The sequence below is a fragment of the Mycobacterium sp. ACS4331 genome, assembly GCF_001667265.1.
In the GTDB taxonomy this organism is placed as follows: domain Bacteria; phylum Actinomycetota; class Actinomycetes; order Mycobacteriales; family Mycobacteriaceae; genus Mycobacterium.
Genome location: NZ_LZHW01000075.1, coordinates 32053 through 58219, shown reverse-complemented (window position 1 = coordinate 58219; position 26167 = coordinate 32053). Strand labels below are relative to the sequence as shown.

Genomic DNA, 26167 nt, shown 5'->3' with positions numbered 1-26167 from the left:
CAGGAGAAGTGACATGGTGGACAGGATCAGCGGTAAGACGATCGCCATCACCGGAGCGGCCCGCGGTATCGGGTACGCGACCGCCAAGGCCATGCTGGCGCGTGGTGCGCGGGTGGTGATCGGAGACCGCGACGTCGCCGCCCTGCGTGGGGCAGTCGCCGGCCTTTCCGGGCCGGTCACGGGCCACGCACTCGACGTCACCGACCCCGAGTCGTTCGCGGGCTTCCTCGATGCGGCCCGCCGGGACGGGGACGGCCGAGTCGACGTGCTGGTGAACAACGCCGGAGTGATGCCGGTTGGCGCGTTCCTCGGCCAGTCGGAGCGGGCGATTCGCGCCGCGATCGAGGTGAACTTCTACGGCGTGCTCAACGGCAGCAGGTTGGTGCTGCCCGAGATGACCGCGCGCGGAAGTGGCCACATCGTCAACATCGCGTCGTTGGCCGGTGTCGTCCCGGTTCCCGGCCAGGTCGTCTATGCGGGCACCAAGTTCGCGGTCGTGGGTTTGTCGACCGCGATGGCCGACGAGTTCGCTCCGCAGGGCGTACAGGTCAGCGTCGTCATGCCGCCGTTCACGCGAACCGACCTGATCGCGGGCACCAAAGGGACTGGGGCGAGCAGGCCAGTCGCTCCGGAGGTGATCGCCAAGGCCGTCGCCCGCGTCCTGGACAGGCCGAAGACGCATGTGGCCGTGCCGTATCCGATGCGGTTCATCTCACCTGCGCTGTCGTTGCTCGGCCCTCGAGGGCGTCGCTGGCTGAACCGCAGCATGGGTTCGGATCGGCTGTTCCTGGATTTCGACGCGACCGCGCGCAGGGCCTATGCGGAGCGCGCGGAGGCCGCGACAGGCGTGCTCGACGAGGCTCAGCAGACCTGAGGTCCCGATACCGAAGTCATTACGGGAACTGCTACTGTGACTTCGAACAGTGGCCGGTGTCACCGTGACGAGGCGGGAGCAGCGATGAGCAATCCGGTGGTCGAGTCCCCAGGGGCGATGCTGGCCGACCCGAAGGCCTACACCGACGAGGCCAGGCTGCATGCGGGTCTGGCACAGCTTCGGGCCACGGCACCGGTGTCGTGGGTCGAGGTGGACAACTATGCGCCGTTCTGGGCCGTCACCAAGCACGCCGACATCATGGAGATCGAGCGGGCCAACGACATCTTCACCAACTCGCCCCGCCCGGTGCTGGTCACCCGGGAGGGCGATGAACAGCAGGCCGCCGTCGGCGTCCGCACGCTGATCCATACCGACGATCCGCTGCATCGCGATCTGCGGGCGATCGGGGCGAACTGGTTTCGGCCCAAGGCCATGCGTGCGTTGAAGGACCGCGCCGACGAGTTGGCCAAGCGGTTCGTCGACCAGATGGCCGAGGCTGGCCCGGAATGTGACTTCGCGCAGCAGGTCGCGGCGAACTACCCCCTGTACATGATCATGACCCTGCTCGGGGTGCCCGAGCAGGACTTCAAGTCGATGTTGAAGTGGACGCAGGAGTTGTTCGGCAATGACGACGACGAGTACCAGCGCGGCGAAACCAAGGAAGAACAGATGGTGTCGCTGCTGGAGATGTTCCAGTACTTCACCGAACTGACCGCATCACGGCGCGCCAACCCGACCGACGACCTGGCGTCGACGATTGCGAACGCCACTATCAACGGTGAGCCGCTGTCCGACATCGACACGGTGTCCTACTACCTGATCGTTGCTGCCGCGGGACATGACACCACCAGCGCCGCCATCGGCGGGGGCATGCTGGCCCTGCTGGAGAACCCCGACCAGTTGGCCAGGCTGCAGGCCGACCCCAGCTTGATGCCGTTGGCGGTCGAAGAGATGATCCGCTGGTCCACGCCGGTCAAGGAGTTCATGCGCACGGCGCAGCAGGACTACGAGATTCGTGGTGTGCGCATCGCCAAGGGCGAGTCGGTGCTGCTGTCCTACGTGTCGGGCAACCGGGACGAGGACGTCTTTGACGAACCGTTCAGGTTCGACATCGGCCGAGACCCCAACAAGCACATCGCGTTTGGGTACGGCGTGCATTTCTGTCTGGGTGCGGCGCTGGCTCGGCTCGAGGTCAACAGCTTCTTCTCCGAGCTCCTGCCGCGGTTGAAGTCGGTGGAACTCGCCGGTGCACCGCAGCACATGGCGACGACGTTCGTCGGCGGCCTCAAGCACCTGCCGATCCGCTACGAGCTCTCCTGACCCAAAGGCGGCCAACCCGGTTGGGTTGGCCGCCTTGTCGTCTGAGCGTCAGCGCGGGGCCGAGTTGGCCTTCGCCGCCGCGGTGAGCGCATCGAGACTGTGCTTGTCACCGCGACTCTCGTGATGGGAGAGGGCGCGGATGGACACATCGTGCCCCTCCGCGGCCTTCCTCAATGCCCCGACGGTGGCCTGGTCTTTGGGGATGTGGGTGAACGGGTCGAAGTGGTAGAGCCGCATGGCGTTCTCGTGGGTGATCTTGTTGATCTCGTCATCGGTGACGTCATAGGTGTCGAACACCGCCATGAGCTCCTCGGGGGCGCCGGGCCACATCGAATCCGAGTGCGGGTAGTCCATCTCCCAGCAGATGTTGTCCACTCCGATCAGATGCCGGTTCTTCACCCCGACCGGATCAGAGATGAAACAGGTCATGAAATGCTCCCGGAACACCTCCGAGGGCAACTTCCCCCCGAAGTCCTGATGGGTCCACGTCGAATGCATCTCATAGGTGCGGTCCACCCGATCCAGGAAATACGGAATCCAGCCCGTCCCACCCTCACTCAACGCGATCTTGAGATCCGGGAACTCCTTGATCGGCGCTGACCACAACAGATCGGCGGCGGCCTGGACGATGTTCATCGGCTGCAGCGTGATCATCACGTCCATCGGCGCATCCGGAGCGGTGATCGCCAACTTGCCCGAGGACCCGATGTGCACATTCATCACCGTGTCGGTCTCCACCAGCGCCTCCCACAACGGCCGCCAGTACTCCAGATCATGAAACGACGGATACCCCAGGGTCGACGGGTTCTCGGTGAAGGTCAGCGAATGCACGCCCTTCTTGTTGACCCGGCGCACCTCATCGGCACACAACTGCGGATCCCAGATCGCCGGGATCGCCATCGGAATGAACCGCCCCGGATGACTGCCGCACCACTCGTCGATGTGCCAGTCGTTGTAGGCCTGCACCAACGCCAACGAGAACTCCGCATCCTCGGTGGCGAACAACCGCGCGGCGAACCCGGGAAACGACGGGAAGTTCATCGTGGCAAGAACCCCACCGGCACTCATGTCCTTGACCCGCTCGGCCGGGTCATAACAACCCGGGCGGATCTCATCGAGACCCTGCGGCTCCAGCCCGTACTCCTCCTTCGGCCGGCCCGCCACCGCATTCAACGCCACATTCGGAATCACCACATCCCGGAACTGCCAGGTGTCGGACCCATCGGCGTTGTGCACCAACCGCGGCGCCTCATCGACATACCTGGCCGGCAGATGATTCTTGAACATGTCCGGCGGCTCAATGATGTGATCATCCACGCTGATCAGAATCATGTCGTCCTTGTTCACTGGCATCCTCCCGATAGGCATACGGTAGACACCACGATACTGAGGATGCGGTCAGGGCGAGGCCGAGTTCGGCGAAGTGAACGGGTGAATCAGGCGGTGAGCAGTGGCGCGAGCCAGGTCAGTTCGCCGGGCAGTTGAGCGCTCCAGAATCCCCCGTCGTGCCCGCCGGGGGAGAACCCGCCCGCAGGCGGGGTGGCCAACTGGCCGATGAACTCCTGCGTCGCGCCGTAGAAGGGATCGCTGGTGCCGCAGTCGATCCGGATCGGAATCGAGTTCAACGCGGGCATGCCGAACACGTTGTTTGCGGCGAAGTCCTCGGGGCCGTCGAACGCGCCCGGGGCGGAGGCCCCGGACGACAGCCACAGTGCCGGACTGACGGCCACAATCGCGGCCGTGCGGGCCGGGCCCAACCGGCCGCCGAGCAGCAGGGCGCCGTAGCCGCCCATCGACCAGCCCAGAAACGCGACCCGCGACGTGTCCAGGCCCTGGGAATCCAGCATGGGGAGCAGTTCGTCGAGCACCATCGCGCCCGAATCCTCACCCGATGCCCGCCTGTGCCAGTAGCTTCCGCCCCCGTCAACGGCGACCACGGCGAACGGCGGCAGGCCCGCTTCGACGGCCTGGGCCAAGCCCTGCTCGACTCCGCCGGCCATCACCGCGGCGGCGTCGCTGCCTTTGCCATGCAGCGCGATCACCGGGCGAAGCGCGGAGGTTTGGCCGGGCGGCCGCGCAATGGCCCAGTTGGTGGCGACACCGCCGCGGGCGGCGGACACGAACGATCCGGTGCTCATCGTGGGCGCCGCCGAAGGCGGACTCAGCGGTGTCACTGGGGCCAAAGGGGCTGGTGGTGCAACAGGAGTGGCGGTGGAGGGCTGTGTGCTCAGAACGCCGGATGCGGCATAGGCGCCCGCCGCGCCGGCGGCCGCCCCCATCGCGAGACGCAGGACGGCGCGGCGGCTGAGGTCTGCCATACCGGCCATACTGCCATCGCGCAGGGGTTTGCCCGAAAACGCCCAGTGTGCCCTGGTGACTGGCAGCATGCTCATTGTGACGGCAGCGGTGACTCCGAAAGGAGAACGTCGGCGGTGCGCTTTGGTCAGCGCCGCCGCCGATCTGCTGTCCGAAGGGGGATTCGAAGCAGTCCGGCACCGCGCCGTGGCCCGGCGTGCGGGCCTGCCGCTCGCATCGACCACCTACTACTTCTCCTCGCTGGACGACCTGATCGCCGCGGCAGTCGAGTTCATCGGTATGCGGGAGGCTGCGCAACTGCGGGCGCGCGTGGCTGGGTTGTCGAAACGGCGCCGCGGTGCCGAGACGACGGCTGACGTGCTCGTCGAACTGCTGGTCGACCACGAGGGTGTCGACACCGTCGCCTACGAACAGCTGATCTCCCGCTACGAGCGCTACATCGCGTGTGCGCGCCAACCCGCCCTTCGTGACATCCAGCGCAGGATGCTGCAGCAGCGGACCGAGGCCGTGGGCGAGGCTGTCGAGCGGTCCGGACGTTCGGCGCGGCCCGAACTGATCTCCGCACTGGTGTGCGCGGTCGACGGCGCCGTGGTGTCCGCGCTCATCGACGACTCCAGTTCGCCGCAGGACACCGCGCGGGCCACCCTCATCGACGTCATTGACGCGTTGGCGCCTTACGAGAGGCGCGCGCTGCCGGTGTGACCCGCGTACGGCACGGGTTGCTGGCGACTCGCCGGTTCGGGCATTGAGTCGGCATCTCGAGCGCGTGAGGCAGATGATGGAGTCACCGCAGAGCCTGAGGGAGGCAGCATGACGAAGCCCGAGACAGTGACCGAGCAGCCTGCGCTCAAGCGGGTCATGGGTCCGGGCCTGCTGTTGCTGTTCGTGGTCGGGGACATCCTCGGCACCGGTGTCTACGCACTGACCGGCGATGTGGCCGCCGAAGTCGGCGGGGCCGCGTGGCTGCCCTTCCTGGTGGCGTTCCTGATCGCCACCATCACGGCCTTCAGCTACCTCGAACTGGTCACCAAATACCCTCAGGCCGCGGGCGCGGCGCTGTATGCGCACAAGGCGTTCGGGGTGCAGTTCGTGACCTTCCTGGTGGCGTTCATCGTGATGTGCTCGGGCATCACCTCGGCGTCCACCGCGTCGAGGTTCTTCGCCGCGAACTTCTTCGTGGCCTTCGAGTTCGACTGGGGCAAAACGGGTGTCGTCATCGTGGCGCTGCTGTTCATGGCGCTGCTGGCGATCGTGAACTTCCGCGGTGTGGGCGAGAGCGTGCGGCTCAACGTGTTGCTGACGGTCGTCGAGATCACCGGTCTGCTCCTGGTGATCTTCGTCGGGTTGTGGGCGTTCACCGGCGGTGGCGCGGACGTCGACTTCTCGCGGGTCGTCGCCTTCGAGACCGCGACGGACAAGAACGTGTTCGTCGCGGTGACCACCGCGACGTCCCTGGCGTTCTTTGCGATGGTCGGCTTCGAGGACTCGGTCAACATGGCCGAGGAGACCAAGGACCCCGTCAAGATCTTCCCCAAAGTACTGCTGAGCGGTTTGGGGATCGCGGGTTTCGTCTACGTGCTGGTGGCGGTCGTCGCAGTGGCGCTGGTGCCGGTCGGCACGCTGGAGGCCAGTGACACGCCCCTGGTGGAGGTGGTCAAGGCCGGAGCGCCGGGGCTGCCGATCGAGACCATCCTGCCGTTCATCTCAATGTTCGCCGTCGCCAACACCGCACTGATCAACATGCTCATGGCCAGCCGCCTGATCTACGGTATGTCGCGCCAGCACGTGCTGCCCGCCGCGCTCGGCGTGGTGCATCCGACGCGGCGCTCACCGTGGGCGGCCATCATCTTCACCACGCTCATCGCGTTCGGATTGATCTTCTACGTCACCGCTTTCGCCAACAGCAATGCGATCTCGGTGTTGGGCGGAACCACGTCGCTGCTGCTGCTTGCGGTGTTCGCGATGGTCAACATCGCGGTGCTGGTGCTGCGCCGGGATGTGAAGGCGGTCGGGGGGCACTTCACCACACCCACAGTGCTGCCGATCGTCGGCTTCCTGACGTCGCTGTATCTGGTGACGCCCCTGTCGGGACGCCCTGCGCAGCAGTACATCCTGGCCGCGGTGTTGGTCGCGATCGGAATCGCACTGTTCCTCCTGACCATGGCGATCAACCGGCAGCTCGGCATCAGATCCACCGGCATCACCGACCCGACCCATCTCGGGGACGCGCCGGACTGACGGCCTACCGCGTCAAGCCGGCCTCGCGCAGTCGCTCGAGCCTGGCCTCAAGCCGCGCGACACGATGGGTGTTGCCGGCAAGTTCGAGGTAGCGGCTGCCGAACGCCGCGAGCAGCACGTCGTCGAGGCGCCGGACCGCGCCGGCGGGATACCGGTAGGCCAGTGCCGTGTTGACCGCGGGGCTGTCGACGTCGGCCAGCGCCGACTCGAGGTCGTCGAGTGAGGAGACTCCAAGTTCCACCAGCAGACCCGAGATCCAGGCGTAGTGGTCGGTGCGAGACCAACCGGCGTCGGGGAACCTGTTGCCCAGGTGGGTCGCGAGCACCGCGGTCGGGATGCGCGGATCGCTGGTCGGCTCCTCGGCACGTTCGGCGGGAGGTGCGGCGCGTAACCGCTCCCGAATGGCCGAGAACTCGCGGTCGGCCAGTTCCAGCAGACCGGCGGCGAGGGTGAACCGGCGGTCGAGGTCGGGGGCGTCCTCTTCGGGGATGGATCCCTTGTAGCGGACGTCGTGCTCGAACTGCGCCCACGCGTGCTGCAGGATTGTGCGCACCTGCACCGAGGCCGGCTGCTGCTCACCCTCAAGTGCGACGAGCAGATGTCGGCTCGCGTATCCCCAGCGCCCCTCGCTGGCGGTCTCGAGGCCCATATCGCGATCGTCGAGCATCCGCATCTCCTCACCGAGGAGGTTGGCCACGGCCGTCACGTCGTCGCGCAGGTAGGTGATGACCCGCAGCCCGACCTGATCGGTGATCTCGGACAGCGGATCGGTGTAGAGGCGATGGCCGTCGATGCTGCGCTCAGCCTTGGCGGCGAACGACGCGACGGTCTTGGTCCGTCCCGTGACGCTGACGTAGTTGATGCCGGCGTCATCGATGAGGGTGGAGACGTGTTCGAGGTAGCGCTGCGTGGTGTCCTTGAGCGCGGGGACCCGCTGCGCGTACTCGGCGATGGCGTCGAGAACGGCTGGGGGTGTGGCCTCGCGCGGGGCGGGTTCGAGGTCGGGCGGAAGCGTCGGGGTGACGATGTAACCGGTCTGTCCGTCGCCGTAGGTCGTCACGTCCTCGGGTCGCAGGGTTGCGTACATGGCGACGTACGCGCACACCACGGCGTCGACGGGGTCCTCGGCGCGGCGCAGGTCGCTCTTGCGTTCGGCGGTCTCGACCGTCTCCCGCAGTTCTGCCCACTGGTCGTTGTCGGTGACCCGCAGCGGCGGATCGCGGCGCGCGAGATGCTCGATGTGGTCCATCAGAAGCAGCAGTTCGGCGCGCAGCGCAGCGACGCTGCGACCGGGTTTGGCCTTGTACTTGAGGGTGCGGCCGAGCCGGAACAGCGCGATGGTCGCCGGATGCGGATACACCTCGATGGCGCGCCGGTCTGACGTCGAGTCGGGGTCGATGTCGAGGCCGAGGTCCGCGGCGATGCGGGCGCCGCGTGGGGTGTCGGCGAACTCGGGCTTGCTGGTGTTGGCGGGATGCGCACCGGCCTGGAACCGGCCGAAGTCCGCGTTCAACTGCCGCTCGCAGGGCCGTTGGCCCGTCGGGTTGACCACGATCAGCGGCGCGTCCATCGCGACCACGCACGGACCGGCCACGTAGGGCTGCAGCGCGGCATGGATGCTGGCGTCGTCCTGGGCGGCGCCCAGACAGACCAGTCGTGCGGTCGCGCCGTCCACGACCGCGATCCCAGTGGGCTTGCGCTGTCCCCAGGCCAGATCCAGTCCGACGAAGTGCATCGGTCTACTGTGCACCACCGGGCCGATAGGCTGTGTGTTCGTGAGCATTCCCAATGTCTTGGCGGCGCGCTATGCCAGCGCGGAAATGGTCGCCATCTGGTCGCCCGAAGCCAAGATCATCGCCGAGCGTCGACTGTGGCTGGCTGTCCTGCGAGCGCAGGCTGAGCTGGGCATCGCGGTTCCCGACGGTGTCGTCGCCGATTATGAGCGGGTGCTCGAGAACGTCGACCTGGCGTCCATCGCGGCGCGCGAGCGGGTGACGCGCCACGACGTCAAGGCCCGGATCGAGGAGTTCAACGCCCTGGCCGGGCACGAGCACGTGCACAAGGGCATGACCAGCCGTGACCTCACCGAGAACGTCGAGCAGTTGCAGATCCGGCAGTCGCTGGAGTTGGTGTTCTCCCACGGCGTCGCCGTCGTGGCCCGGTTGGCCGACCGCGCGGTGACCTATCGGGATCAGGTGATGGCGGGGCGGTCCCATAACGTCGCGGCGCAGGCCACGACCCTGGGCAAGCGGTTCGCCTCTGCCGCGCAGGAGACCCTGATCGCCCTGCAGCGGGTCCGCGAACTGCTCGACCGCTACCCGCTGCGCGGCATCAAGGGCCCGATGGGCACCGCGCAGGACATGCTCGACCTGTTCGACGGGGACTCGGTCCGGTTGGCCGAACTGGAGTCCCGGGTCGCGGGGTTCCTCGGGTTCTCGACGGTGTTCGACAGCGTCGGCCAGGTGTACCCGCGCTCGCTCGACCACGACGTGCTCTCGGCGCTCGTGCAGCTGGGCGCGGGCCCGTCGTCGTTCGCGCACACCGTGCGGCTGATGGCCGGCCATGAACTGGTGACCGAGGGTTTCGCGCCCGGCCAGGTGGGTTCGTCGGCCATGCCGCACAAGATGAACACCCGCTCGTGCGAGCGGGTCAACGGTCTGCAGGTGGTGCTGCGCGGCTACGCGTCGATGGCCGCCGAACTGGCCGGCGCGCAGTGGAACGAGGGTGACGTGTTCTGCTCGGTGGTGCGCCGCGTCGCGCTGCCGGACGCCTTCTTCGCCCTCGACGGGCAGACTGAGACGTTCCTGACCGTCCTCGACGAGTTCGGCGCCTACCCGGCCGTCATCCAACGCGAGCTGGACCGGTACCTGCCGTTCCTGGCGACCACCCGAATCCTGATGGCCGCGGTGCGTGCGGGCGTGGGCCGGGAGACCGCCCACGAGGTGATCAAGGAGCACGCCGTGGCGGTCGCGCTGGCGATGCGCGAGCAGGGCCGCGAGCCCGATCTGCTGGACCGGTTGGCCGCCGACTCGCGGCTGCCGCTGGATCGCGCCGCCCTGGACGCCGCGCTGGCGGACAAGTCGGCGTTCACCGGTGCGGCCGGGGATCAGGTCGACGCCGTGGTGTCCAAGGTCGAGGAGTTGGTGCGCCAACATCCCGAGGCCGCGAAGTACACGCCCGGCGCGATCCTCTAGTCGACATGTTGACCGCGGGCATCGATCTCACGGACCTCGACAACTTCTCGGCTGGGTTCCCCCATGAACTGTTCGATCTGCACCGTCGCACCGCGCCGGTGTTCTGGCACGAACCCACGGAGCACACTCCGGACGGCGAGGGCTTCTGGTCGGTGGCCACGCACGCCGAAACCCTTGCGGTGTTGCGTGATCCGCTGACCTTCTCCTCGGTCACCGGCGGGACACGGCCGTTCGGGGGCACCCTGCTGCAGGATCTGGCGGTCGCAGGTCAGGTGCTCAACATGATGGACGATCCGCGGCATGCCGAGGTCCGGCGCCTGGTCAGCTCCGGGCTGACACCGCGGATGATCGCCCGGGTCGAGGACGACCTGCGGGTGCGGGCCCGCAACCTGCTGGACGCTGTGGTGCCCGGCGAGCCGCTGGACTTCCTGGTCGAGGTCGCGGCCGAGCTGCCGATGCAGATGATCTGCATCCTCCTGGGAGTGCCCGAGTCCGAACGGCACTGGTTGTTCCAGGCGATCGAGCCGCAGTTCGACTTCGGCGGTTCCCGGAAGGCGTCACTGGGCCAGCTCACCGCCGAGGAGGCCGGTTCCCGGATGTACACCTACGGGCAGGAGCTGATCGCGGCCAAACGGGCCAAGCCGACCGACGACATGCTCTCGGTCGTGGCCAACGCCGAGGATCCCGCGTTGTCCGACCTGGAGCTCTACCTGTTCTTCAGCCTGCTGTTCAGCGCGGGTGCCGAGACCACCCGAAACGCCGTCGCGGGCGGCCTGCTGGCGCTGATCGAGCACCCCGATCAGTTCGCCGCGGTGCGTGCGGACCGCGCGCTGCTGCCCACTGCGATCGAGGAGATGGTGCGCTGGACGTCGCCGTCGCCGTCGAAGCGGCGCACCGCGACCCGGGCGGTGTCGCTGGGCGGGTGTGCGATCGAGCCCGGGCAGAAGGTGCAGATCTGGGAGGCGTCGGCCAACCGCGATCCGTTGGTGTTCGCCGACCCCGAGCGGTTCGACGTGACCCGAAAGCCCAACCCGCACCTGGGTTTCGGCTATGGCGTGCACTACTGCCTCGGCGCGAACCTGGCCCGCCTCGAGCTGCGGGTGCTGTTCGAGGAACTGCTGTCGCGGTTCTCGGCGGCGCACCTGTCCGGGCCCGTCGAGTGGACGCGCAGCAATCGGCACACCGGGATGCGGCACCTGCCTGTCGTGTTCTCCGTGTGAGCGCCGAGATCGACACCAGGGCTGTGGAACCACGCTCGCTCACAGCCCTGGTGTCGATCTCGGCGGCTCAGGAACGGCGGCGCAGACCCGCCGAACGCAGTTCGAGATTGGCCAGGCCGCGCACGGCGATCGGGTCCTCTCGCCGCCACGCGCCGACGGGATCGACGCTCACCGCGGTCAGTTTGCGCAGAGGGCGGTTCGCCAGCGCACGCAGCGCCAGCAGCTGCTCACCGGCCGGTGTCGCGGCCAGCGCGATGGCCGTCCACTTCCGGCGGAAGAACCGGATGCGCAGATACAGCCACGGCCCTGCGACCGCGAGGATGGGCGTCGCGGCGACCGCGATCGCCAGCACCCAGGCCAACCACGTCGCGGTGCTGTTGAGGCTGCTGCCCGCGCCGGCCAGATCGAGCGCGGCCTCGCTCGCGGCGTTCAGCGGCCTGCTCAGGTCGTCGCCGATCCACGGCACCCCGTCGACGCTGCCGCTGGCGGACTTGAGGTTCTCCGAGATTCCGTTGGCGCCGCCCTCGACCTGCCGGCCGACTCCCGCGATGGCGGCGACCGCCGCGTGCACCGCGACGCCGACCAGCACCCAGATGACGATCCAGCCGATCACCACGACATCGCTGAGGAACTGCATCAGGAATCGGTGTGGTCGGGTGGCGTAGGGGACATACCGGGAAGTCATGACTGTGATCCCAACACGTCGGGCTCGTCGCCGTGGGGCATCCCGATAGGCTGGGCCGATGCGACCGACCCTGTCCGACTACCAGCACCTGTCCAGCGGCAAGGTCCGCGAGCTCTACCGCATCGACGACGACACCCTGCTGTTCGTGGCCTCGGACCGGATATCCGCCTACGACTTCATCCTGGACTCGGAGATCCCCGACAAAGGTCGCATCCTCACCGCGATGAGCGTGTTCTTCTTCGACCTCATCGACGCGCCGAACCATTTGGCCGGCCCACCCGACGATCCGCGCATCCCCGGCGAAGTCCTGGGCCGCGCGCTGGTGGTCAAGAGCCTGGACATGGTGCCGGTGGAGTGCGTCGCGCGCGGCTACCTCACCGGGTCGGGTCTGCTGGACTACCAGCGCACCGGCGAGGTCTGCGGCATCGCGCTGCCGACCGGGTTGGGGGAAGCCAGCAGGTTCGACGAACCGATCTTCACCCCGGCGACCAAGGCCGAGATCGGCGAGCATGACGAGAACGTGGACTTCGCGGCCGTGGTCGGCCTCGTCGGCGCCGAGCGTGCCGAGCAGCTGCGGGATGAGACGCTGCGGATCTATAAGCAGGCGGCCGACCACGCGCTGACCAAGGGCGTCATCATCGCGGACACCAAATTCGAGTTCGGTGTCGACGCCGACGGCAGCCTGCGGCTGGCCGACGAGGTCTTCACCCCCGACTCGTCGCGGTACTGGCCCGCTGACACGTATCAGCCGGGTGTGGTGCAGCCCAGTTTCGACAAGCAGTTCGTGCGTAACTGGCTGACCTCCCCGGAGTCCGGTTGGGACCGCTCCGGGCAGGCGCCTCCACCGCCGCTGCCACCGGAGATCGTCGAGGCCACCCGCGCACGCTACATCGAGGCCTACGAACGGATCTCGGGGTGTGAGTTCAGTAACTGGATCGGACCGGCCGCATGAGTGACGATCTGACGCCGCCTGTGGCCAAGCGGGTCGACAGCCGGCGCGAGTTCCACGGTGATGTGTTCAATGATCCCTATGAGTGGCTTCGGGACAAGTCGTCTCCCGAGGTGATCAGCCACCTCGAGGCCGAGAACGCCTACGCCGATTCGGTGACGGCGTCGCAGGAGCCGTTGCGGCAGAGGATCTTCGACGAGATCAAGGCCAGGACCAAGGAGACCGATCTCTCGGTCCCCACCCGGCGGGGCGATTACTGGTACTACGGCCGCAGCTTCGAGGGCAAGCAGTACGGCGTGCACTGCCGATGTGTGGTGCGGGATCCCAGCGACTGGAGCCCGCCGGAGTTCGACGAGCACACCGAGGTCCCCGGCGAGGAAGTGCTTCTCGACGAGAACCTCGAAGCCGACGGGCACGACTTCTTCGCCCTGGGCGCGGCGACCGTGAGCCCCGACGCCGAGATCCTGGCATATTCGACCGACACCGTTGGTGACGAGCGATACACGTTGCGGTTCAAGAACTTACGCACCGGGCAGATGTACCCTGACGAGATCACCGGCATCGGTGGGGGAGCGACCTGGGCCGCTGACAGTCGGACCATCTACTACACCACCGTCGACGAGGCGTGGCGGCCCGACACAGTGTGGCGGCACCGCCTCGGCAGCGGTCTGCCCGGCGAGAAGGTCTACCACGAACCGGATGAGCGGTTCTGGCTCGGCGTCGGGCGCACTCGCAGCGATGCCTACGTGATGATCGCGGCCGGGTCCAGCATCACCTCCGAGGTCTTCGTCGCGGACGCATCCGACTCGGAGGCCGAGTTCACCAGCGTGCTGCCACGCCGCGAAGGCGTGGAGTACTCGGTCGAACACGCTGTCGTCGGTGGCCAGGACCGGTTCCTGATCCTGCACAACGACGGGGCGGTCAACTTCACTCTGGTCGAGGCGCCCGTGAGCGATCCGACCGACCAGACAACGCTGATTCCGCACGACGACGAGGTCCGCATCGAAGGGGTCGATGCATTCGCCGACCACCTGGTGGTCAGCTACCGTCGGGCGGCGCTGCCGCGAATTCAGTTGTGGCCCATCACTGCTGACGGTCGCTACGGCAGCGTCGAGGAGATTGGGTTCGAGTCCGAACTCATGGCCTCCGGCCTGGCGGCCAACCCCAACTGGGAGTCGCCGCGCCTGCGGGTGGCGGCGACGTCGTTCGTCATCCCGGTGCGGATCTACGATCTGGACCTCGTCACCGGGGAGCGGGTGCTGCTGCGCGAGCAGCCCGTCCTCGGCGACTACCGGCCGGAGGACTACGAGGAGCGCCGCGACTGGGCGACGGCCCCGGACGGGGTCAAGATCCCGGTGTCGCTGGTGTACCGCAAGGGCATTGAATTCCCCGCACCGACACTGATCTACGGCTACGGCGCGTACGAGGCCTGTGAGGACCCCCGGTTCTCGATCGCGCGACTGTCGCTGCTCGACCGGGGAGTGGCGTTCGCGGTGGCGCATGTCCGCGGCGGCGGTGAACTGGGCCGGTTGTGGTACGAGCACGGCAAGCTGCTGGAGAAGAAGAACACCTTCACCGACTTCATCGCCGTGGCTCAACATCTGGTGGACGACGGCGTCACCACACCGCAGAACCTGGTGGCGCTCGGGGGCAGCGCCGGCGGCCTCCTGATGGGCGCGGTCGCCAATATGGCGCCGCACCTGTTTGCCGGCATCCTGGCCCAGGTCCCGTTCGTCGACCCGCTGACCAGCATCCTCGACCCATCCCTGCCGCTGACCATCACCGAATGGGATGAATGGGGAGATCCGCTGCACAACAGCGAGGTCTACGCCTACATGAAGTCCTACTCGCCGTATGAGAACGTCGCCGCCAAGGACTATCCGGCGATCCTGGCGATGACCTCACTCAACGACACCCGCGTGCTCTACGTGGAGCCGGCCAAATGGGTTGCCGCGCTGCGGCACACCAAGACGGACGATCATCCGGTTCTGCTCAAGACGCAGATGACCGCGGGACACGGCGGGATCAGCGGGCGGTACGAACGATGGAAGGAGGTGGCCTTCCAGTACGCATGGCTGCTGGCCACCGCCGATCCCGAACGACACGGCGCTGGACAGGTCGACGACCTGCTCGCCTGACGCCGAGTGCTAGCGTCGCGCCATGAGCCTGAACGACATCGAGTTGACCACCCTCGACGGGCGGGCGACCTCGCTTGCTGAGTACACCGATGGTGCCGTGCTGATCGTCAACGTGGCGTCCAAGTGCGGCCTCACACCGCAGTACGCCGCGTTGGAGCAGTTGGCCCGCGACTATGGTGACCGGGGACTGACCGTGCTCGGGGTGCCCTGCAATCAGTTCATGGGTCAGGAGCCGGGAACGGCCGAGGAGATCCAGACCTTCTGCTCGACGACCTACGGGGTCACCTTTCCGCTGCTCGCCAAGACCGACGTCAACGGCCCGGACCGGCACCCGCTCTACGCCGAGTTGACACAGGCCGCAGATGCCGACGGCGAAGCCGGTGACGTGCAGTGGAACTTCGAGAAGTTCCTGCTGGCCCCAGGCGGGACCGTGGTGAACCGGTTCCGGCCCCGCACGGCCCCGGACGCCCCCGAGGTCATCGCCGCGGTGGAGAGCGTGCTGCCGAAATAGTCGAAAGGCCATCTGCCGTCCGGGTGCTCGACACCGCCTGGACACCTGGGATTGCGACCCTGGCGGTGTGCCTGGGAAGTTGACGGTCTCCGTCTCGGCGATCAGTGCGCAGAGTCTGGACGTCGCGCGCGGGTTCTGCGCCGAACTCGACGCTCGCGGCGTGCCCGCGTCCCTGCTGGTGGCGCCGCGACTCAAGGGCGGGTACCGCCTCGACGCCGACCCCGCCACGGTCGACTGGCTCGGTGTGCGCCGAGAAGCCGGGGACAGTCTCGTGCTGCACGGCTACGACGAGGCCGCGACCAGGGGCCGCAGGGCCGAGTTCGCGGTGCTGCCGGCGCACGAGGCCAACCTGCGGCTGATGGCCGCCGACCGGGTGCTCGACCACCTCGGCCTGCGGACCCGGCTGTTCGCCGCGCCGCGCTGGTCGGTGTCGGACGGTGCGCGGATGGTGCTGCCGCGAAACGGGTTCCGCCTTCTGATCGGAGCCGACGGTGTCACCGACCTGGTGCGCGGCACCGTCGAACGCGCGCGTGTGCTCGGCATCGGCGAGGCGTTCCTGGCCGAGGCGTGGTGGTGTCGCACCCTGGTGCTGTCGGCCGAGCGCACCGCGCGCCGCGGGGGGACGGTGCGCCTGGCGGTCTCAGCTCGCCAGCTGCGCAAGCCAGGACCTCGTCAGGCCGCACTGGATGTCGTCGACCTGGCCCTGCTGCACGGCTGCGTCCCCACCGTCTACCAGTGGAACCGTGGGCCGCTCGTGAATCGCGCAGCTTGACGCCGGCAGGCCGCTAGCCTGGGCACATGGACGCTGACGTCATCGTGGTCGGGGCCGGCCTGGCAGGTCTGGTGGCCACATGTGAACTGGTGGAGCGGGGCCGGCGAGTCCTGATCGTCGAACAGGAGAACAGCGCCAACATCGGCGGTCAGGCGTACTGGTCGTTCGGCGGGCTGTTCTTCGTCGACAGCCCCGAACAGCGGCGCATGGGAATCCACGACAGCCACGAGTTGGCGTTGCAGGACTGGCTGGGCACCGCGGCGTTCGACCGCCCCGAGGACCACTGGCCGCAGCAGTGGGCACACGCCTACGTCGACTTCGCCGCCGGCGAGAAACGGGCCTGGCTCAAGGAGCGCGGCCTGAAGATCTTCCCGTTGGTGGGGTGGGCCGAACGCGGTGGATACGACGCCCGCGGACATGGGAACTCGGTGCCGCGGTTCCACATCACCTGGGGGACGGGACCGGCACTGGTCGACGTCTTCGCGCGCCGGGTACGGGAGCACTCGCTGGTGCGGTTCGCGCACCGCCATCAGGTCGACGAACTGATCGTCGAAGGCGGTGCCATCACCGGTGTACGGGGCAGCGTGCTGGAGCCCAGCGACGTGCCCCGGGGCGTCGCGTCGTCGCGGAACACTGTCGGACAGTTCGAATTCCGCGCCCAGGCGGTGATCGTCACCAGCGGAGGGATCGGCGGCAACCCGGAGATGGTGCGGCAGAACTGGCCGGCGCGGATGGGGCGGGTGCCCGAGCAGATGCTGGCCGGCGTGCCCGCCCACGTCGACGGGCGGATGATCGCGATCACCGAATCCGCGGGCGGGCGGGTGATCAACCGCGACCGGATGTGGCACTACACCGAGGGCATCACCAACTACGACCCGATCTGGCCCAACCATGGCATCCGGATTCTGCCGGGCCCGTCGTCGCTGTGGCTGGACGCGACGGGCAGGCGGCTGCCGGGCCCGCTGTACCCAGGGTTCGACACCCTCGGCACGCTGGAGCACATCACCAGGACTGGCCAGGACTACACCTGGTTCATCCTCAACGCCCGGATCATCGCCAAGGAGTTCGGGCTGTCCGGACAGGAGCAGAACCCCGACCTGACCGAACGCAGTGTGCGCCAACTGCTCTCCCGCGTGCGGTCCGGTGCTCCGGGCCCAGTGCAGGCCTTCGTCGACCGCGGCCCCGACTTCGTCCACCACACCACGCTGCGTGGTCTGGTGGAGGCGATGAATCGCCTGCCCGATGTGGTCGAGTTGGACTACGCCACGGTCGAGGCTGAGGTGACGGCACGGGACCGCGAGGTGGCCAACTCCTTCAGCAAGGACGGGCAGATCACCGCGATCCACGGTGCGCGCGCGTACCTGCCGGACAGGGTGTCACGTGTGGTGGCGCCGCATCGGCTCACCGATCCGAAGGCGGGGCCGATGATCGCGGTCAAGCTGCACATCCTGACCCGGAAAACGCTGGGCGGCTTGGAGACTGACCTGGATTCACGGGTTCTCGGCGGTGCGGGCGACCCAGTGCCGGGGCTGTACGCCGCGGGGGAGGTCGCGGGCTTCGGCGGTGGCGGTGTGCACGGCTATCGGGCGTTGGAGGGCACATTCCTGGGTGGGTGCATCTTCTCGGGGCGCGCGGCGGGCCGCGGTGCGGCGCGCGACATCGGCTGACTCTTAGTGTTCTCCTGCCGAGCAGACGCAAACTCGCATGGAATGGCTGGATTTCGTGCGAGTTTGCGTCTGCTCGCGCGCTGGTTGGAGCGTGCGGGGCTGGCTGGAGCGTGCGGGGCCGGCAGTGGGTCGCGGTGTCGCCTGGGCCTCCTTCGTCGCCGATAATGTGCGAAATAGCATGCTTCTCAGCGGATTTAGCTGCAATTCCGCACATTTTGCGCGCGGGCTGCGCGGCCCGGGCGGCGGCCTAGAACGTGATCCGCAATCGCTCCCAGCCGCGGACCGTCGACGTCGGCGCCAACTGCGCGCTGTCGTAGTCGACACCCCATTCGGGCCAGCGGTTGAGCAGTTCGTCGAGCGCGACGCGGCCTTCGAGACGGGCCAGGTTCGCGCCGAGGCAGTAGTGCACACCCTTTCCGAAGGTGAGGTGGCTGATGTTGTCGCGGTGGATGTCGAAGCGGTCCGGATCGGCGTAGCGGCGCGGGTCGCGGTTGGCCGCGCCGAACAGCAGCAGCATCGCGCTGCCCGCCGGCACGGTGGTGCCGTAGCACTCGAAATCGCGTGCCATGTACCGGGCCACGTGCGGACCGGTCGGTTCGAATCGCAGCGTCTCGTCGATCGCGCGGTTGAGCAGTGAACGGTCCTGCGCGATCTGGCGACGCTGATCCGGGTGCTCGGCCAGCACTTTGGCCAGCCAACCGATCAGCCTCCCCGTCGTCTCATTGCCTGCTCCCGCGACCACCTGCGTGTAGTGCAGCACCTCCTTGCGGGTCAGCTTGCGCTCGGTTCCGGTCTCGTCGGTGAACTCGACGTTGAGCAGTGCGGTCATCAGGTCGTCGGACGGGTTCTTGGACCGCCATTCGACGTAGTCGGCGTAGATGCGGCCGTCGGCGATCGCGTCGGCGCGGGCGACCTTCATCGGTGCACCAGGCTTGGTCCGCAGGTTCGCGTCATTGGCGTCGCGTACCGAGACCTGTTCGGACTCGGGAATTCCCAACAGCATGCCGATCACGCGCATGGGCATCATCGACGCCAGCTCGGCGATGATGTCGAAGCCGTCGGAGCCGACGTGTGGATCCAGGCAGCCGATACAGAACTGCCGGATCTGATCCTCGATCGCGGCCATCCGCCGCGGCGTGAACACCCGGGACATCAACCCGCGCAGCATCGTGTGCATCGGCGGGTCCTCGAACATCATCACGCCCTTGGGCATGTCGAACTCGGAATTGACCAGTTCGAGGATGTCACTGCGCGAGTTGGAGAACGTCTCCCAGTCGCCCAGGGCCTTCTCGACATCGGAATGTCGCGAGATGGCCCAGAAGTCGTAGCGCTCGTTGTAGTAGAGCGGTGACTCCTCCCGCAACCGCGCGTAGGTCGGGTACGGATCGGCCACGATGGAGACGTCATAGGGGTCGTAATACACGGCGGTGCTGGTCATTTCAGCAGGCTTCCGGCGTCGATCGGCAGAGTCACGCCGGTGACGTACCGGGCCTCGTCAGAGGCCAGGAACAGCACGGCGTTGCTGATGTCCACGGGTTGCACCCACGGGATCGGCATGACGTGGAATGACTGGCAGATGGGTGCGAGGTCGTCTGGGCCGGGGTTCTCCAGGTCGGGCCGGAACAGGCGGTAGGTCTCCTCGTTCATCAGCAGTGGCGTGTTGACGTGGGTGGGGTGCACGGTGTTGACCCGGATCATGTGCTGCCCGAGTTCGACGGCCAGCGTGCGCATGATCCCGACGACACCGTGCTTGGCCGCGACGTAGTGGCCGACCTGCGGGTAGGCCTTGGTGCCGCCGACCGAACTGGTGATGATGATCGACCCGCCGCGACCGCCGGCGATGAGGTGCGGGATCGCGGCCTTAGCGGTCTTCCAGACGCCTGTGAGGTTGACGTCGACGGTCTCCTGCCACCGCGGTTCCTCCATCTTGTGCAGTTTGACCCCGGTGGTGCCGATGCCCGCGTTGGCGACCACGATGTCGAGCCCGCCCAACTGCTCGACGCCGCTGCCGACCGCGTCCGCCAGCGCGTCGAAGTCGCGAACGTCAACTTCAGCGGTGACAACGCGCCGGCCCAGATCCTTGATCAGGCCCGCGGTTTCGGCCAGGTCCTCGATCGTGGCGGCCGGTGCCGTGGAATCCGGGAAACCGCGGCAGATGTCGACCGCGATGATGTCGGCGCCCTCCTGCGCCAGGCGGACCGCGTGACTGCGGCCCTGCCCTCGGGCGGCCCCGGTCACCAGGGCGATCTTGCCGTCGACTCGTCCCGCCATTGCGCCTCCGAACGTCGTGCTGAGCGGTCGCTCAACTTTAGCGGGGCGCGGGTGCCGCTAGAGCGAAATCGACTGTTCCTCGGGCAGCACTCGGAAGTCGGTCTCGGTCATCTCCGACAGGCGTCCGTAATAGATGCCACGGGCCTCCGGCGCGATGATGCCCTGGTGGATCGGCACCGCGTGGGTGGGTGCGACGGCCCGCAGGAACTCGACGGCCTCGGAGATCTTCATCCACGGCGCCGCGGCGGGGGTGGCCAGCACGTCGACTGGTTCGCCGGGGACGAACAGCGCGTCACCGGGGTGCATCAGCCGGGCGGGGTGCTCGCCGTCTCCGACGAGGTAGGAGATGTTGTCGATGACGGGGATCTCCGGGTGGATCACCGCGTGGCGGCCACCGACGCCGCGGATGTCGAGGTTCCCGACGGACAGCCGGTCACCGACGTGGACGGCCGTCCAGTTGCCGCCGAGTTGCGCCGCCGTCTGCGGGTCGGCGTACAGCGCGGCCTGCGGATTGGCCTCGACGAGCGCCGGCAGGCGTTCCGGGTCGGCGTGGTCGGGGTGCTGATGGGTGATCAGGATCGCCGACAGGTCCGTGATGCCCTCGAACCCGTGGGAGAAGTTGCCCGGGTCGAACAGGATTGTGGTGTCGCCGAAGCTCGCCAGCAGGCACGAATGCCCGAAATGGGTCAGTTCCATGCCTACGATTGTGCAGCGGTGTCTGAGGGCGGGGGAGGGGCCTGGTGCTTCGTCTGATGGTTGCGGGTGTGCTGGTGGGCGCCGGACTCGTGGCGTCGCCGATGGCGAACGCCGACCCGCAGACCTGTCCGCCCACATGCGACCTCATCCCCGCGACGGCCTGGGTCGAGCCCTGGGCCATCCCGATGAACGCCACGCATCAGTGGCCCCGACCGGCCACGGTGGCCGTGCCGGTGGCCGCACCACGGTTCAGATTCGAGGAGCTGTGCGCGACGCCCGCGCCTCGTGACGATCCCCGCGCGTACGCGGTGGCCGCGCGGGCGACGGTCGCCTCCCCGCCCGGTCGCTGGAACCTGCAGGCACAGGTGCTGCATTGGCGCGGCGACACGTCGCAGGGCGGCGCATGGGCGATGCAGGTCCATGACGCGGCCGTGGCCGCGCTGCGGTCGTGTCAGGTCCGCGCGCCGCAGTACTCACCGACGCTCACGACCGCCGACGACGGTCGGCTCGCCGCGGTGATCAGCGGCCCCCACGTCGTGCATCAGTACCTGATCGCCGATCCGAGCAACAGCAGCGTCAGCGAGCTTGTGCTGTGGACCACACCCGGACCCGATGTGCAATGGCCCATGGTGTCCGACGACCGTGTGCTCGATGCGCTCGAGGCGGCGCTGTGCGGGGCCTACCTGGGGTCGTGTGGGTAGAGTTGACCCGTCATTGACAAGGAACGACAGGAGTCGCGCGTGGCCCGGGTGGTTGTGCACGTGATGCCCAAGGCCGAGATACTCGACCCGCAGGGACAGGCGATCGTCGGCGCGCTGGGCCGGTTGGGTCACAACGGTGTGTCGGATGTCCGCCAAGGCAAGCGTTTCGAACTCGAGGTGGACGACAGCGTCGACGACGACACGCTCGCCGAGATCGCCGAGTCACTGCTGGCCAACACGGTCATCGAGGACTGGACGGTCACGCGGGAGGCGCAGTGACCCGCGTCGGAGTGATCACATTCCCCGGCACGCTGGACGACATCGACGCCGCGCGTGCGGCGCGGGCCGTCGGCGCCGAGTCGGTGAGCCTGTGGCACGCCGACGCCGACCTCAAGGGCGTCGATGCGGTGATCGTGCCCGGCGGGTTCTCCTATGGCGACTACCTGCGGGCCGGTGCGATCGCCCGGTTCGCCCCCGTGATGGGTGAAGTGGTGGCCGCGGCCCAGCGGGGACTTCCGGTGCTCGGCATCTGCAACGGTTTCCAAGTTCTGTGCGAGGCCGGCCTGCTGCCTGGGGCGCTGACCCGAAATGTCGGTCTGCACTTCATCTGTCGCGATGTGTGGCTGCGTGTCGATGCGACGTCGACGGCCTGGAGTTCGCGATACGAGCCCGGCGCCGAGATTCTGGTGCCGCTGAAGTCGGGCGAGGGCCGTTACGTCGCGAGCGATGCGGTGCTCGACGAACTCGAAGGCGAGGGCCGCGTGGTGTTCCGCTACGTGGAGAACCTCAACGGTTCGCAGCGCGACATCGCCGGCATCAGTTCGGCCAACGGCCGCGTCGTCGGCCTCATGCCGCACCCCGAACATGCCACCGAAGCGCTGACCGGACCGTCGGATGACGGGCTGGGGATCTTCTACTCCGCGCTGGACGCGGTCCTGGCGGCCTGACGCGGGTTCGCCCGGATCTCGATGTCGCCGGATTCGACGTCCTCGGGGTCCTCCGATGTCACGCACACCCGCACCCTGCGGCCGTCGCCGTCGACGAAGCTCAGCGGTCCGCCGTCGGGTTGCAGGTGCTTGTCGCCCCATTCGATGAGCGCGAGCAGGATCGGCAGCAGCTCCTCACCCGCTGAAGTCAGCACATACTCGTCACGAACCCTGGCACCGGGCTCCTGGTACGGCGTGCGGGCGACGATTCCCGCCGCCTCGAGTTGCCGGAGTGCGCGCGAGACCGCGGGCGCGGACGCGCCGATCCGCTCGGTGAAGTCCTCGAACCGCCTGGTTCCGTAGAGACACTCCCGCACCACCAGGAAGGCCGTCTTGGTGCTCAGCAGGTCGAGCACCTTCGCGGCCGAACAGGCGTCGGTGCGCCACCGGGTGCGGTCCTGCAGACGCTTCTCGAAGGTCATGGCCATCACTCCAGTTTAACTAACGCTTGCATTAGTCAGGTGGATGCGCTTAGCCTGATCTGACTAACGTAATCATTACTCAGATGGGAGCGGGGTCATGGTGGCTGTCGAAGGCAGTGTGGTGGTGGTGACCGGAGGGCGGCGCGGACTGGGCGCCGCGATCGTCGACGAACTGCTGCACCGCGGCGCGCGCAGGGTGTACTCCACGGCGCGGGAGGAGTTCGCCGACGAGAGGCCGCGGGTGGTCACCCACCGACTCGAGGTCACCTCGGAGCGGTCCGTCGCGGAACTGGCCGCCGCCGCCCCCGATGCCGACATCGTGATCAACAACGCGGGCGTGCTGCTTCCGGGCGGACTGCTGACCGCGGACATGGCCGATGTGGCAACCACATTCGACGTCAACGTGTTCGGGCCGCTGCGAGTCACCCGTGCCTTCGCGCCCATCCTGGCCGGCCGCGGGGGCGGCGCCGTCGTCAACGTGCACTCGGTGCTGTCCTGGCTGGGCGGCAGCGGCGCCTACGGCGCGTCCAAGGCGGCGATCTGGTCGGTCACCAACTCGCTGCGTGCCGAACTCGCCGGCCAGCACACCCAGGTGCTCGGTGTGCACGCGGGTTTCATCGACACCGACATGGTCTCGGCGATCCCACTGCCCAAGACCGCTCCCGCCGAGGTCGCGCGGCGCATCCTGGACGCCCTGGAGGCCGGCGCAAACGAGGTGCTCACCGACGACGCCACCGCGCAGGCGAAGGCGGCTCTGTCCGGGCCCGTCGAGAACCTGACCTTCACCCTGTCCCACTGACCCGAGGAGACCTGTCATGCCGCTGTGGACCATCCACCACACCCCGGGTGTCTTCACCGACGCCGACAAGAAGGAGCTGTCTGAACGCATCACCGACCGCTACGCCGAGGCGGGACTGCCGCGGTTCTACGTCGTGACGGTCTTCAACGAGATCCCACACGGCGACATGTATGTCGGTGGCGTCGCACCGCTGGCGGGAGTCCGCGTGGTGATCGACCACATCGCGCGCCATGCCGCCGACCGGGCCCATAGGCACCGAATCGCGCACTGGGTCAACACGATCCTGGATCCGTACCTGAGCCGGCATCCGGGCCTGCACTCGGAGTTCCACATCGACGAGACCAGTGAGGACCTCTGGATGATCAACGGACTGATCCCGCCGCCGGCGCGCTCGGAGGCCGAGCAGCGGTGGGTGAGGGAGAACGCCGCCAGCCCCTACTAGGGGCTCAGCGCCACCGACGCCTCGGCGGTGTAGCACAGGAACGTCAACGTCTCCTCCAGGTACAGCTGCACCGTCTCGGCGTCGTGCGACAGGTAGCCGATGCTGACGTCGGTGCCCAGTTGAAGGTCGAAATCCCCACCGCGGGTGGACAACACGAATGCACCGTCGATTGCCGGCGCCCAGATGATGTCCCCGTCGACCAGCCTGTTGATGTGCTCGCGGATCGGATAACCGTGCGCGGTGGTCTCACTGACCTGCGTGTAGATGTCGGCCGACAGCAGCACCGAATACGGCCCGTCGACACCGGCCAGCCGAAGTTCGCTCAGGGCCTGGGCGATGACGTCGGGGATCTCGCGCGGGTCCTCGGGGATCGCCAGGGCGGGGTTGGAACTGCACTTGCGGATGCCGCCGATCGACGCGGCCTCGTAGCCTTCGAAGATCGCGCGATCCTCGACGAACGCCAACTTCTTCGCGGCTTCCTTGACCGGATCCCAGTCCGAGTCCTGCGATCCGCGCTCGACATCGTCGATGTCGATCCGCTTGACGGTGAACGGAACCCGCAGCCGCACCAGCGGCCGTGCCTCCCGCAGGTGTGCGACCACCCCGTCGGACGGCGAGGCGACGTCGAGCAGGTGGCCTGTGCTGATGCCGGCGGTCACGGGGCCGCCGGGTTCGCTGACGTCGACCACCCGACGGCCCGCCACGTGACGCTTGAACGTCCGGGTCGCCTCCAACTCGATCTCGGCCCACGCCGCATCGGTGACCGGCGCCAGTTCGCGGTACAGGTTGTTCATTGACGTTGTCCTTTCAGGCTGCCGATCGCCAACGAGCCGTCGTGGCGGGGAGATGTCCGGGGTGCGGAATCCTCGTCCTCCTCCGGGGCGGTCGCCGCCGCATCCGGCAGTGGAGGGGGGTCGTCGAGGAAGTCGATCGTGGGGACGAAGAACATGCCGCCGGTCTTGGCCGTCGAGAAGTCCAGGATGCGGTCGGTGTTGCCCGGCGGGTCGCCGATGAACATGTTGCGCAGCATCTTCTCGGTGACATCCGGGTCAGCGGAGTAGGCGATGTAATACGTCCCGGATTCGCCGTCGCCGAGCGTGCCGAACGGCATGTTGGCCCGCACGATGTCGAGATCGTTGCCGTCCTCGTCGACCAGGGTGTTGAGGGCCACATGGGAATTGGCCGGTTTGACCGCGTCGTCGAGTTCGATGTCCTCGAGTTTGGTCCGGCCGATCACCAGTTCCTGTTCGGTGACGCTGAGCGCGTTCCATGCCGTCATGTCGTGGGTGTAGCGCTGCACATGCACATAACTTCCCCCGGGGAAGTCGGCGAAATCCGGGTGTCCCTCGCCGATCTGGACGGCTTCGACGGCGTCGGGTCCGTCCGGGTTCTCGGTCCCGTCGACGAAGCCGAGCAGATCGCGCTGCTCGTAGAACTTGAACCCGTGCACCTCGTCGACCACGGTGACGGCACCGGACATGGCACCGAGCACCCTTCCGCCCAGTTCGTAACAGACGTCCATGGATTCGGCGCGGATGTGGAACAGCAGGTCTCCCGGCGTGGAGGGGGCCCGGTGGCGACCGCCGTCCAGCGGGACGAAGGGATGCAGTTTGGCCGGTCGCGGTCCGGCGAACAACCGGTCCCAGGCCGCAGAACCGATGCCCGCCACCACATTCAGGTGCGCCTGCGGAGTGCGGAACCCGACAGCGCGCACCAGGCCGGAGAGCCCGGTCAGCGCGTCGTGCACCCGCGCCGCGGCGTCGTCCCCGTCGTCGATGGTGGCGACGAGAAATATCGCGGCGGGGGTCAGTGGCGTGAGGATCGGTTGGGGTCTGCCGGTGGCCACGGGTCGACATTAGCGGCACTAGGCCCTCCACACCGGCCCGAATGTGCGGAAATGCCTGCAGATCGGCCGAAAACCACGCAGTTCCGGACGGCGGACACCGGCCCAGCGGTGGCCGCAGGA

General features: G+C 67.6%; 26 protein-coding genes. 16 read left to right on the top strand and 10 right to left on the bottom strand.

Annotation, left to right across the window (positions count from 1 at the left end):
* Window positions 1-16 precede the first annotated feature (16 nt).
* Entirely contained in the window at window positions 17-874 is an 858-nt protein-coding gene (locus tag A5727_RS18045) for an SDR family oxidoreductase (RefSeq protein ID WP_068252643.1), read from the top strand.
* 84 nt (window positions 875-958) lie between these two features.
* Complete coding sequence (locus A5727_RS18040; RefSeq protein ID WP_068252554.1) at window positions 959-2194, top strand: cytochrome P450; 1236 nt, start codon at window positions 959-961, stop codon at window positions 2192-2194.
* A 48-nt stretch (window positions 2195-2242) separates the two neighbouring features.
* Here the strand turns inward: A5727_RS18040 and A5727_RS18035 are convergent, their stop codons facing one another.
* A complete protein-coding gene (locus tag A5727_RS18035) occupies window positions 2243-3541 on the bottom strand; it encodes an amidohydrolase family protein (protein ID WP_068252551.1) in 1299 nt (432 codons plus the stop codon).
* Between the two features lie 89 nt (window positions 3542-3630).
* Window positions 3631-4521 (bottom strand): alpha/beta hydrolase-fold protein, encoded by an 891-nt coding sequence (locus A5727_RS18030; protein ID WP_068252639.1) that lies wholly within the window; start codon window positions 4519-4521, stop codon window positions 3631-3633.
* A 58-nt stretch (window positions 4522-4579) separates the two neighbouring features.
* Here A5727_RS18030 and A5727_RS18025 point away from each other — a divergent pair, with 58 nt between their 5' ends.
* Complete coding sequence (locus tag A5727_RS18025; RefSeq protein WP_068252548.1) at window positions 4580-5212, top strand: TetR/AcrR family transcriptional regulator; 633 nt, start codon at window positions 4580-4582, stop codon at window positions 5210-5212.
* Window positions 5213-5320: 108 nt separating this feature from the next.
* Window positions 5321-6748 carry an APC family permease gene (locus A5727_RS18020; protein WP_068252545.1) on the top strand — a complete coding sequence of 476 codons (1428 nt, stop codon included), beginning with the start codon at window positions 5321-5323 and terminating at the stop codon, window positions 6746-6748.
* A gap of 4 nt (window positions 6749-6752) precedes the next feature.
* Here the strand turns inward: A5727_RS18020 and relZ are convergent, their stop codons facing one another.
* Entirely contained in the window at window positions 6753-8483 is a 1731-nt protein-coding gene (gene relZ / locus A5727_RS18015; protein ID WP_068252542.1) for a bifunctional ribonuclease/(p)ppGpp synthase, read from the bottom strand.
* A gap of 40 nt (window positions 8484-8523) precedes the next feature.
* Between relZ and purB the strand changes: the two genes are divergently transcribed.
* Together purB and A5727_RS18005 are read left to right on the top strand one after the other, a co-directional pair.
* Entirely contained in the window at window positions 8524-9942 is a 1419-nt protein-coding gene (gene purB / locus A5727_RS18010; protein ID WP_068252637.1) for an adenylosuccinate lyase, read from the top strand.
* Window positions 9943-9947: 5 nt separating this feature from the next.
* Entirely contained in the window at window positions 9948-11162 is a 1215-nt protein-coding gene (locus A5727_RS18005; RefSeq protein WP_068252539.1) for a cytochrome P450, read from the top strand.
* A 67-nt stretch (window positions 11163-11229) separates the two neighbouring features.
* On the opposite strand, the gene A5727_RS18000 is transcribed toward A5727_RS18005, so the two are convergent.
* On the bottom strand, window positions 11230-11847 hold the full coding sequence (locus A5727_RS18000) for a hypothetical protein (RefSeq protein ID WP_068252536.1): 618 nt from the start codon (window positions 11845-11847) through the stop codon (window positions 11230-11232).
* Between the two features lie 58 nt (window positions 11848-11905).
* Between A5727_RS18000 and A5727_RS17995 the strand changes: the two genes are divergently transcribed.
* From A5727_RS17995 to A5727_RS17975, 5 genes are all read left to right on the top strand, one after another.
* Window positions 11906-12799, top strand: coding sequence for a phosphoribosylaminoimidazolesuccinocarboxamide synthase (locus A5727_RS17995; RefSeq protein ID WP_068252533.1), 894 nt, complete (start codon window positions 11906-11908; stop codon window positions 12797-12799).
* Window positions 12796-14934, top strand: a complete 2139-nt coding sequence (locus tag A5727_RS17990; RefSeq protein ID WP_068252531.1) for a S9 family peptidase — start codon at window positions 12796-12798, stop codon at window positions 14932-14934. The genes A5727_RS17995 and A5727_RS17990 overlap by 4 nt, the downstream gene beginning before the upstream one ends.
* Before the next feature lie 22 nt (window positions 14935-14956).
* Window positions 14957-15445, top strand: a complete 489-nt coding sequence (locus A5727_RS17985) for a glutathione peroxidase (RefSeq protein WP_068252529.1) — start codon at window positions 14957-14959, stop codon at window positions 15443-15445.
* Between the two features lie 67 nt (window positions 15446-15512).
* The gene (locus A5727_RS17980; RefSeq protein ID WP_068252526.1) at window positions 15513-16217 is read left to right on the top strand and encodes a DUF2334 domain-containing protein; all 705 of its coding nucleotides are present in this window, start codon (window positions 15513-15515) and stop codon (window positions 16215-16217) included.
* Window positions 16218-16243: 26 nt separating this feature from the next.
* Window positions 16244-17884 (top strand): FAD-binding dehydrogenase, encoded by a 1641-nt coding sequence (locus A5727_RS17975; RefSeq protein WP_068252523.1) that lies wholly within the window; start codon window positions 16244-16246, stop codon window positions 17882-17884.
* Window positions 17885-18131: 247 nt separating this feature from the next.
* Here A5727_RS17975 and A5727_RS17970 read toward each other — a convergent pair whose 3' ends face one another.
* The 3 genes from A5727_RS17970 to A5727_RS17960 are packed head-to-tail and all read right to left on the bottom strand — an operon-like array spanning window position 18132 to window position 20851.
* Window positions 18132-19322 carry a cytochrome P450 gene (locus A5727_RS17970; RefSeq protein ID WP_068252519.1) on the bottom strand — a complete coding sequence of 397 codons (1191 nt, stop codon included), beginning with the start codon at window positions 19320-19322 and terminating at the stop codon, window positions 18132-18134.
* Complete coding sequence (locus A5727_RS17965) at window positions 19319-20155, bottom strand: mycofactocin-coupled SDR family oxidoreductase (protein ID WP_068252517.1); 837 nt, start codon at window positions 20153-20155, stop codon at window positions 19319-19321. The genes A5727_RS17970 and A5727_RS17965 overlap by 4 nt, the downstream gene beginning before the upstream one ends.
* A gap of 57 nt (window positions 20156-20212) precedes the next feature.
* Complete coding sequence (locus tag A5727_RS17960) at window positions 20213-20851, bottom strand: MBL fold metallo-hydrolase (RefSeq protein WP_068252514.1); 639 nt, start codon at window positions 20849-20851, stop codon at window positions 20213-20215.
* A 44-nt stretch (window positions 20852-20895) separates the two neighbouring features.
* Between A5727_RS17960 and A5727_RS17955 the strand changes: the two genes are divergently transcribed.
* From A5727_RS17955 to purQ, 3 genes are read left to right on the top strand one after another with little or no spacing between them, the layout of a single operon-like run.
* Window positions 20896-21552, top strand: coding sequence for an ATPase (locus tag A5727_RS17955; RefSeq protein ID WP_231992147.1), 657 nt, complete (start codon window positions 20896-20898; stop codon window positions 21550-21552).
* Between the two features lie 39 nt (window positions 21553-21591).
* Complete coding sequence (gene purS, locus A5727_RS17950; protein WP_068252512.1) at window positions 21592-21831, top strand: phosphoribosylformylglycinamidine synthase subunit PurS; 240 nt, start codon at window positions 21592-21594, stop codon at window positions 21829-21831.
* Window positions 21828-22499 carry a phosphoribosylformylglycinamidine synthase subunit PurQ gene (gene purQ / locus A5727_RS17945; protein WP_157521444.1) on the top strand — a complete coding sequence of 224 codons (672 nt, stop codon included), beginning with the start codon at window positions 21828-21830 and terminating at the stop codon, window positions 22497-22499. Before purS ends, purQ begins: the two co-directional genes overlap by 4 nt.
* Here the strand turns inward: purQ and A5727_RS17940 are convergent.
* Entirely contained in the window at window positions 22466-22960 is a 495-nt protein-coding gene (locus A5727_RS17940; protein ID WP_068252634.1) for a winged helix-turn-helix transcriptional regulator, read from the bottom strand. The genes purQ and A5727_RS17940 overlap by 34 nt on opposite strands.
* Window positions 22961-23057: 97 nt before the next feature.
* Here A5727_RS17940 and A5727_RS17935 point away from each other — a divergent pair, with 97 nt between their 5' ends.
* Together A5727_RS17935 and A5727_RS17930 are read left to right on the top strand one after the other, a co-directional pair.
* On the top strand, window positions 23058-23759 hold the full coding sequence (locus tag A5727_RS17935) for an SDR family oxidoreductase (RefSeq protein WP_068252506.1): 702 nt from the start codon (window positions 23058-23060) through the stop codon (window positions 23757-23759).
* Between the two features lie 16 nt (window positions 23760-23775).
* Window positions 23776-24201: a tautomerase family protein gene (locus A5727_RS17930; protein ID WP_068252503.1), complete on the top strand. Its 426-nt coding sequence runs from the start codon at window positions 23776-23778 to the stop codon at window positions 24199-24201.
* Here the strand turns inward: A5727_RS17930 and A5727_RS17925 are convergent.
* Both A5727_RS17925 and A5727_RS17920 read right to left on the bottom strand, forming a co-directional pair.
* Window positions 24198-24995 carry a family 1 encapsulin nanocompartment shell protein gene (locus A5727_RS17925; RefSeq protein WP_068252499.1) on the bottom strand — a complete coding sequence of 266 codons (798 nt, stop codon included), beginning with the start codon at window positions 24993-24995 and terminating at the stop codon, window positions 24198-24200. The two genes, A5727_RS17930 and A5727_RS17925, sit on opposite strands and share 4 nt — an antisense overlap.
* A complete protein-coding gene (locus A5727_RS17920; RefSeq protein ID WP_068252496.1) occupies window positions 24992-26047 on the bottom strand; it encodes a Dyp-type peroxidase in 1056 nt (351 codons plus the stop codon). Before A5727_RS17920 ends, A5727_RS17925 begins: the two co-directional genes overlap by 4 nt.
* Window positions 26048-26167: the final 120 nt, after the last annotated feature.

What these genes read in the sequence shown, in the direction of transcription:
- A5727_RS17960 (WP_068252514.1), bottom strand. Translation starts at nt 20,851, where the DNA reads ATGGAACTGACCCATTTCGGGCATTCGTGCCTGCTGGCGAGCTTCGGC.
- A5727_RS17930 (WP_068252503.1), top strand. Translation starts at nt 23,776, where the DNA reads ATGCCGCTGTGGACCATCCACCACACCCCGGGTGTCTTCACCGACGCC.
- A5727_RS18030 (WP_068252639.1), bottom strand. Translation starts at nt 4,521, where the DNA reads ATGGCCGGTATGGCAGACCTCAGCCGCCGCGCCGTCCTGCGTCTCGCG.
- A5727_RS17970 (WP_068252519.1), bottom strand. Translation starts at nt 19,322, where the DNA reads ATGACCAGCACCGCCGTGTATTACGACCCCTATGACGTCTCCATCGTG.
- A5727_RS18025 (WP_068252548.1), top strand. Translation starts at nt 4,580, where the DNA reads ATGCTCATTGTGACGGCAGCGGTGACTCCGAAAGGAGAACGTCGGCGG.
- A5727_RS18000 (WP_068252536.1), bottom strand. Translation starts at nt 11,847, where the DNA reads ATGACTTCCCGGTATGTCCCCTACGCCACCCGACCACACCGATTCCTG.
- A5727_RS17985 (WP_068252529.1), top strand. Translation starts at nt 14,957, where the DNA reads ATGAGCCTGAACGACATCGAGTTGACCACCCTCGACGGGCGGGCGACC.
- A5727_RS17995 (WP_068252533.1), top strand. Translation starts at nt 11,906, where the DNA reads ATGCGACCGACCCTGTCCGACTACCAGCACCTGTCCAGCGGCAAGGTC.
- A5727_RS17975 (WP_068252523.1), top strand. Translation starts at nt 16,244, where the DNA reads ATGGACGCTGACGTCATCGTGGTCGGGGCCGGCCTGGCAGGTCTGGTG.
- A5727_RS18020 (WP_068252545.1), top strand. Translation starts at nt 5,321, where the DNA reads ATGACGAAGCCCGAGACAGTGACCGAGCAGCCTGCGCTCAAGCGGGTC.
- A5727_RS18040 (WP_068252554.1), top strand. Translation starts at nt 959, where the DNA reads ATGAGCAATCCGGTGGTCGAGTCCCCAGGGGCGATGCTGGCCGACCCG.
- A5727_RS17965 (WP_068252517.1), bottom strand. Translation starts at nt 20,155, where the DNA reads ATGGCGGGACGAGTCGACGGCAAGATCGCCCTGGTGACCGGGGCCGCC.
- A5727_RS17940 (WP_068252634.1), bottom strand. Translation starts at nt 22,960, where the DNA reads ATGACCTTCGAGAAGCGTCTGCAGGACCGCACCCGGTGGCGCACCGAC.
- relZ (WP_068252542.1), bottom strand. Translation starts at nt 8,483, where the DNA reads ATGCACTTCGTCGGACTGGATCTGGCCTGGGGACAGCGCAAGCCCACT.
- A5727_RS17925 (WP_068252499.1), bottom strand. Translation starts at nt 24,995, where the DNA reads ATGAACAACCTGTACCGCGAACTGGCGCCGGTCACCGATGCGGCGTGG.
- A5727_RS18005 (WP_068252539.1), top strand. Translation starts at nt 9,948, where the DNA reads ATGTTGACCGCGGGCATCGATCTCACGGACCTCGACAACTTCTCGGCT.
- A5727_RS17990 (WP_068252531.1), top strand. Translation starts at nt 12,796, where the DNA reads ATGAGTGACGATCTGACGCCGCCTGTGGCCAAGCGGGTCGACAGCCGG.
- A5727_RS17935 (WP_068252506.1), top strand. Translation starts at nt 23,058, where the DNA reads ATGGTGGCTGTCGAAGGCAGTGTGGTGGTGGTGACCGGAGGGCGGCGC.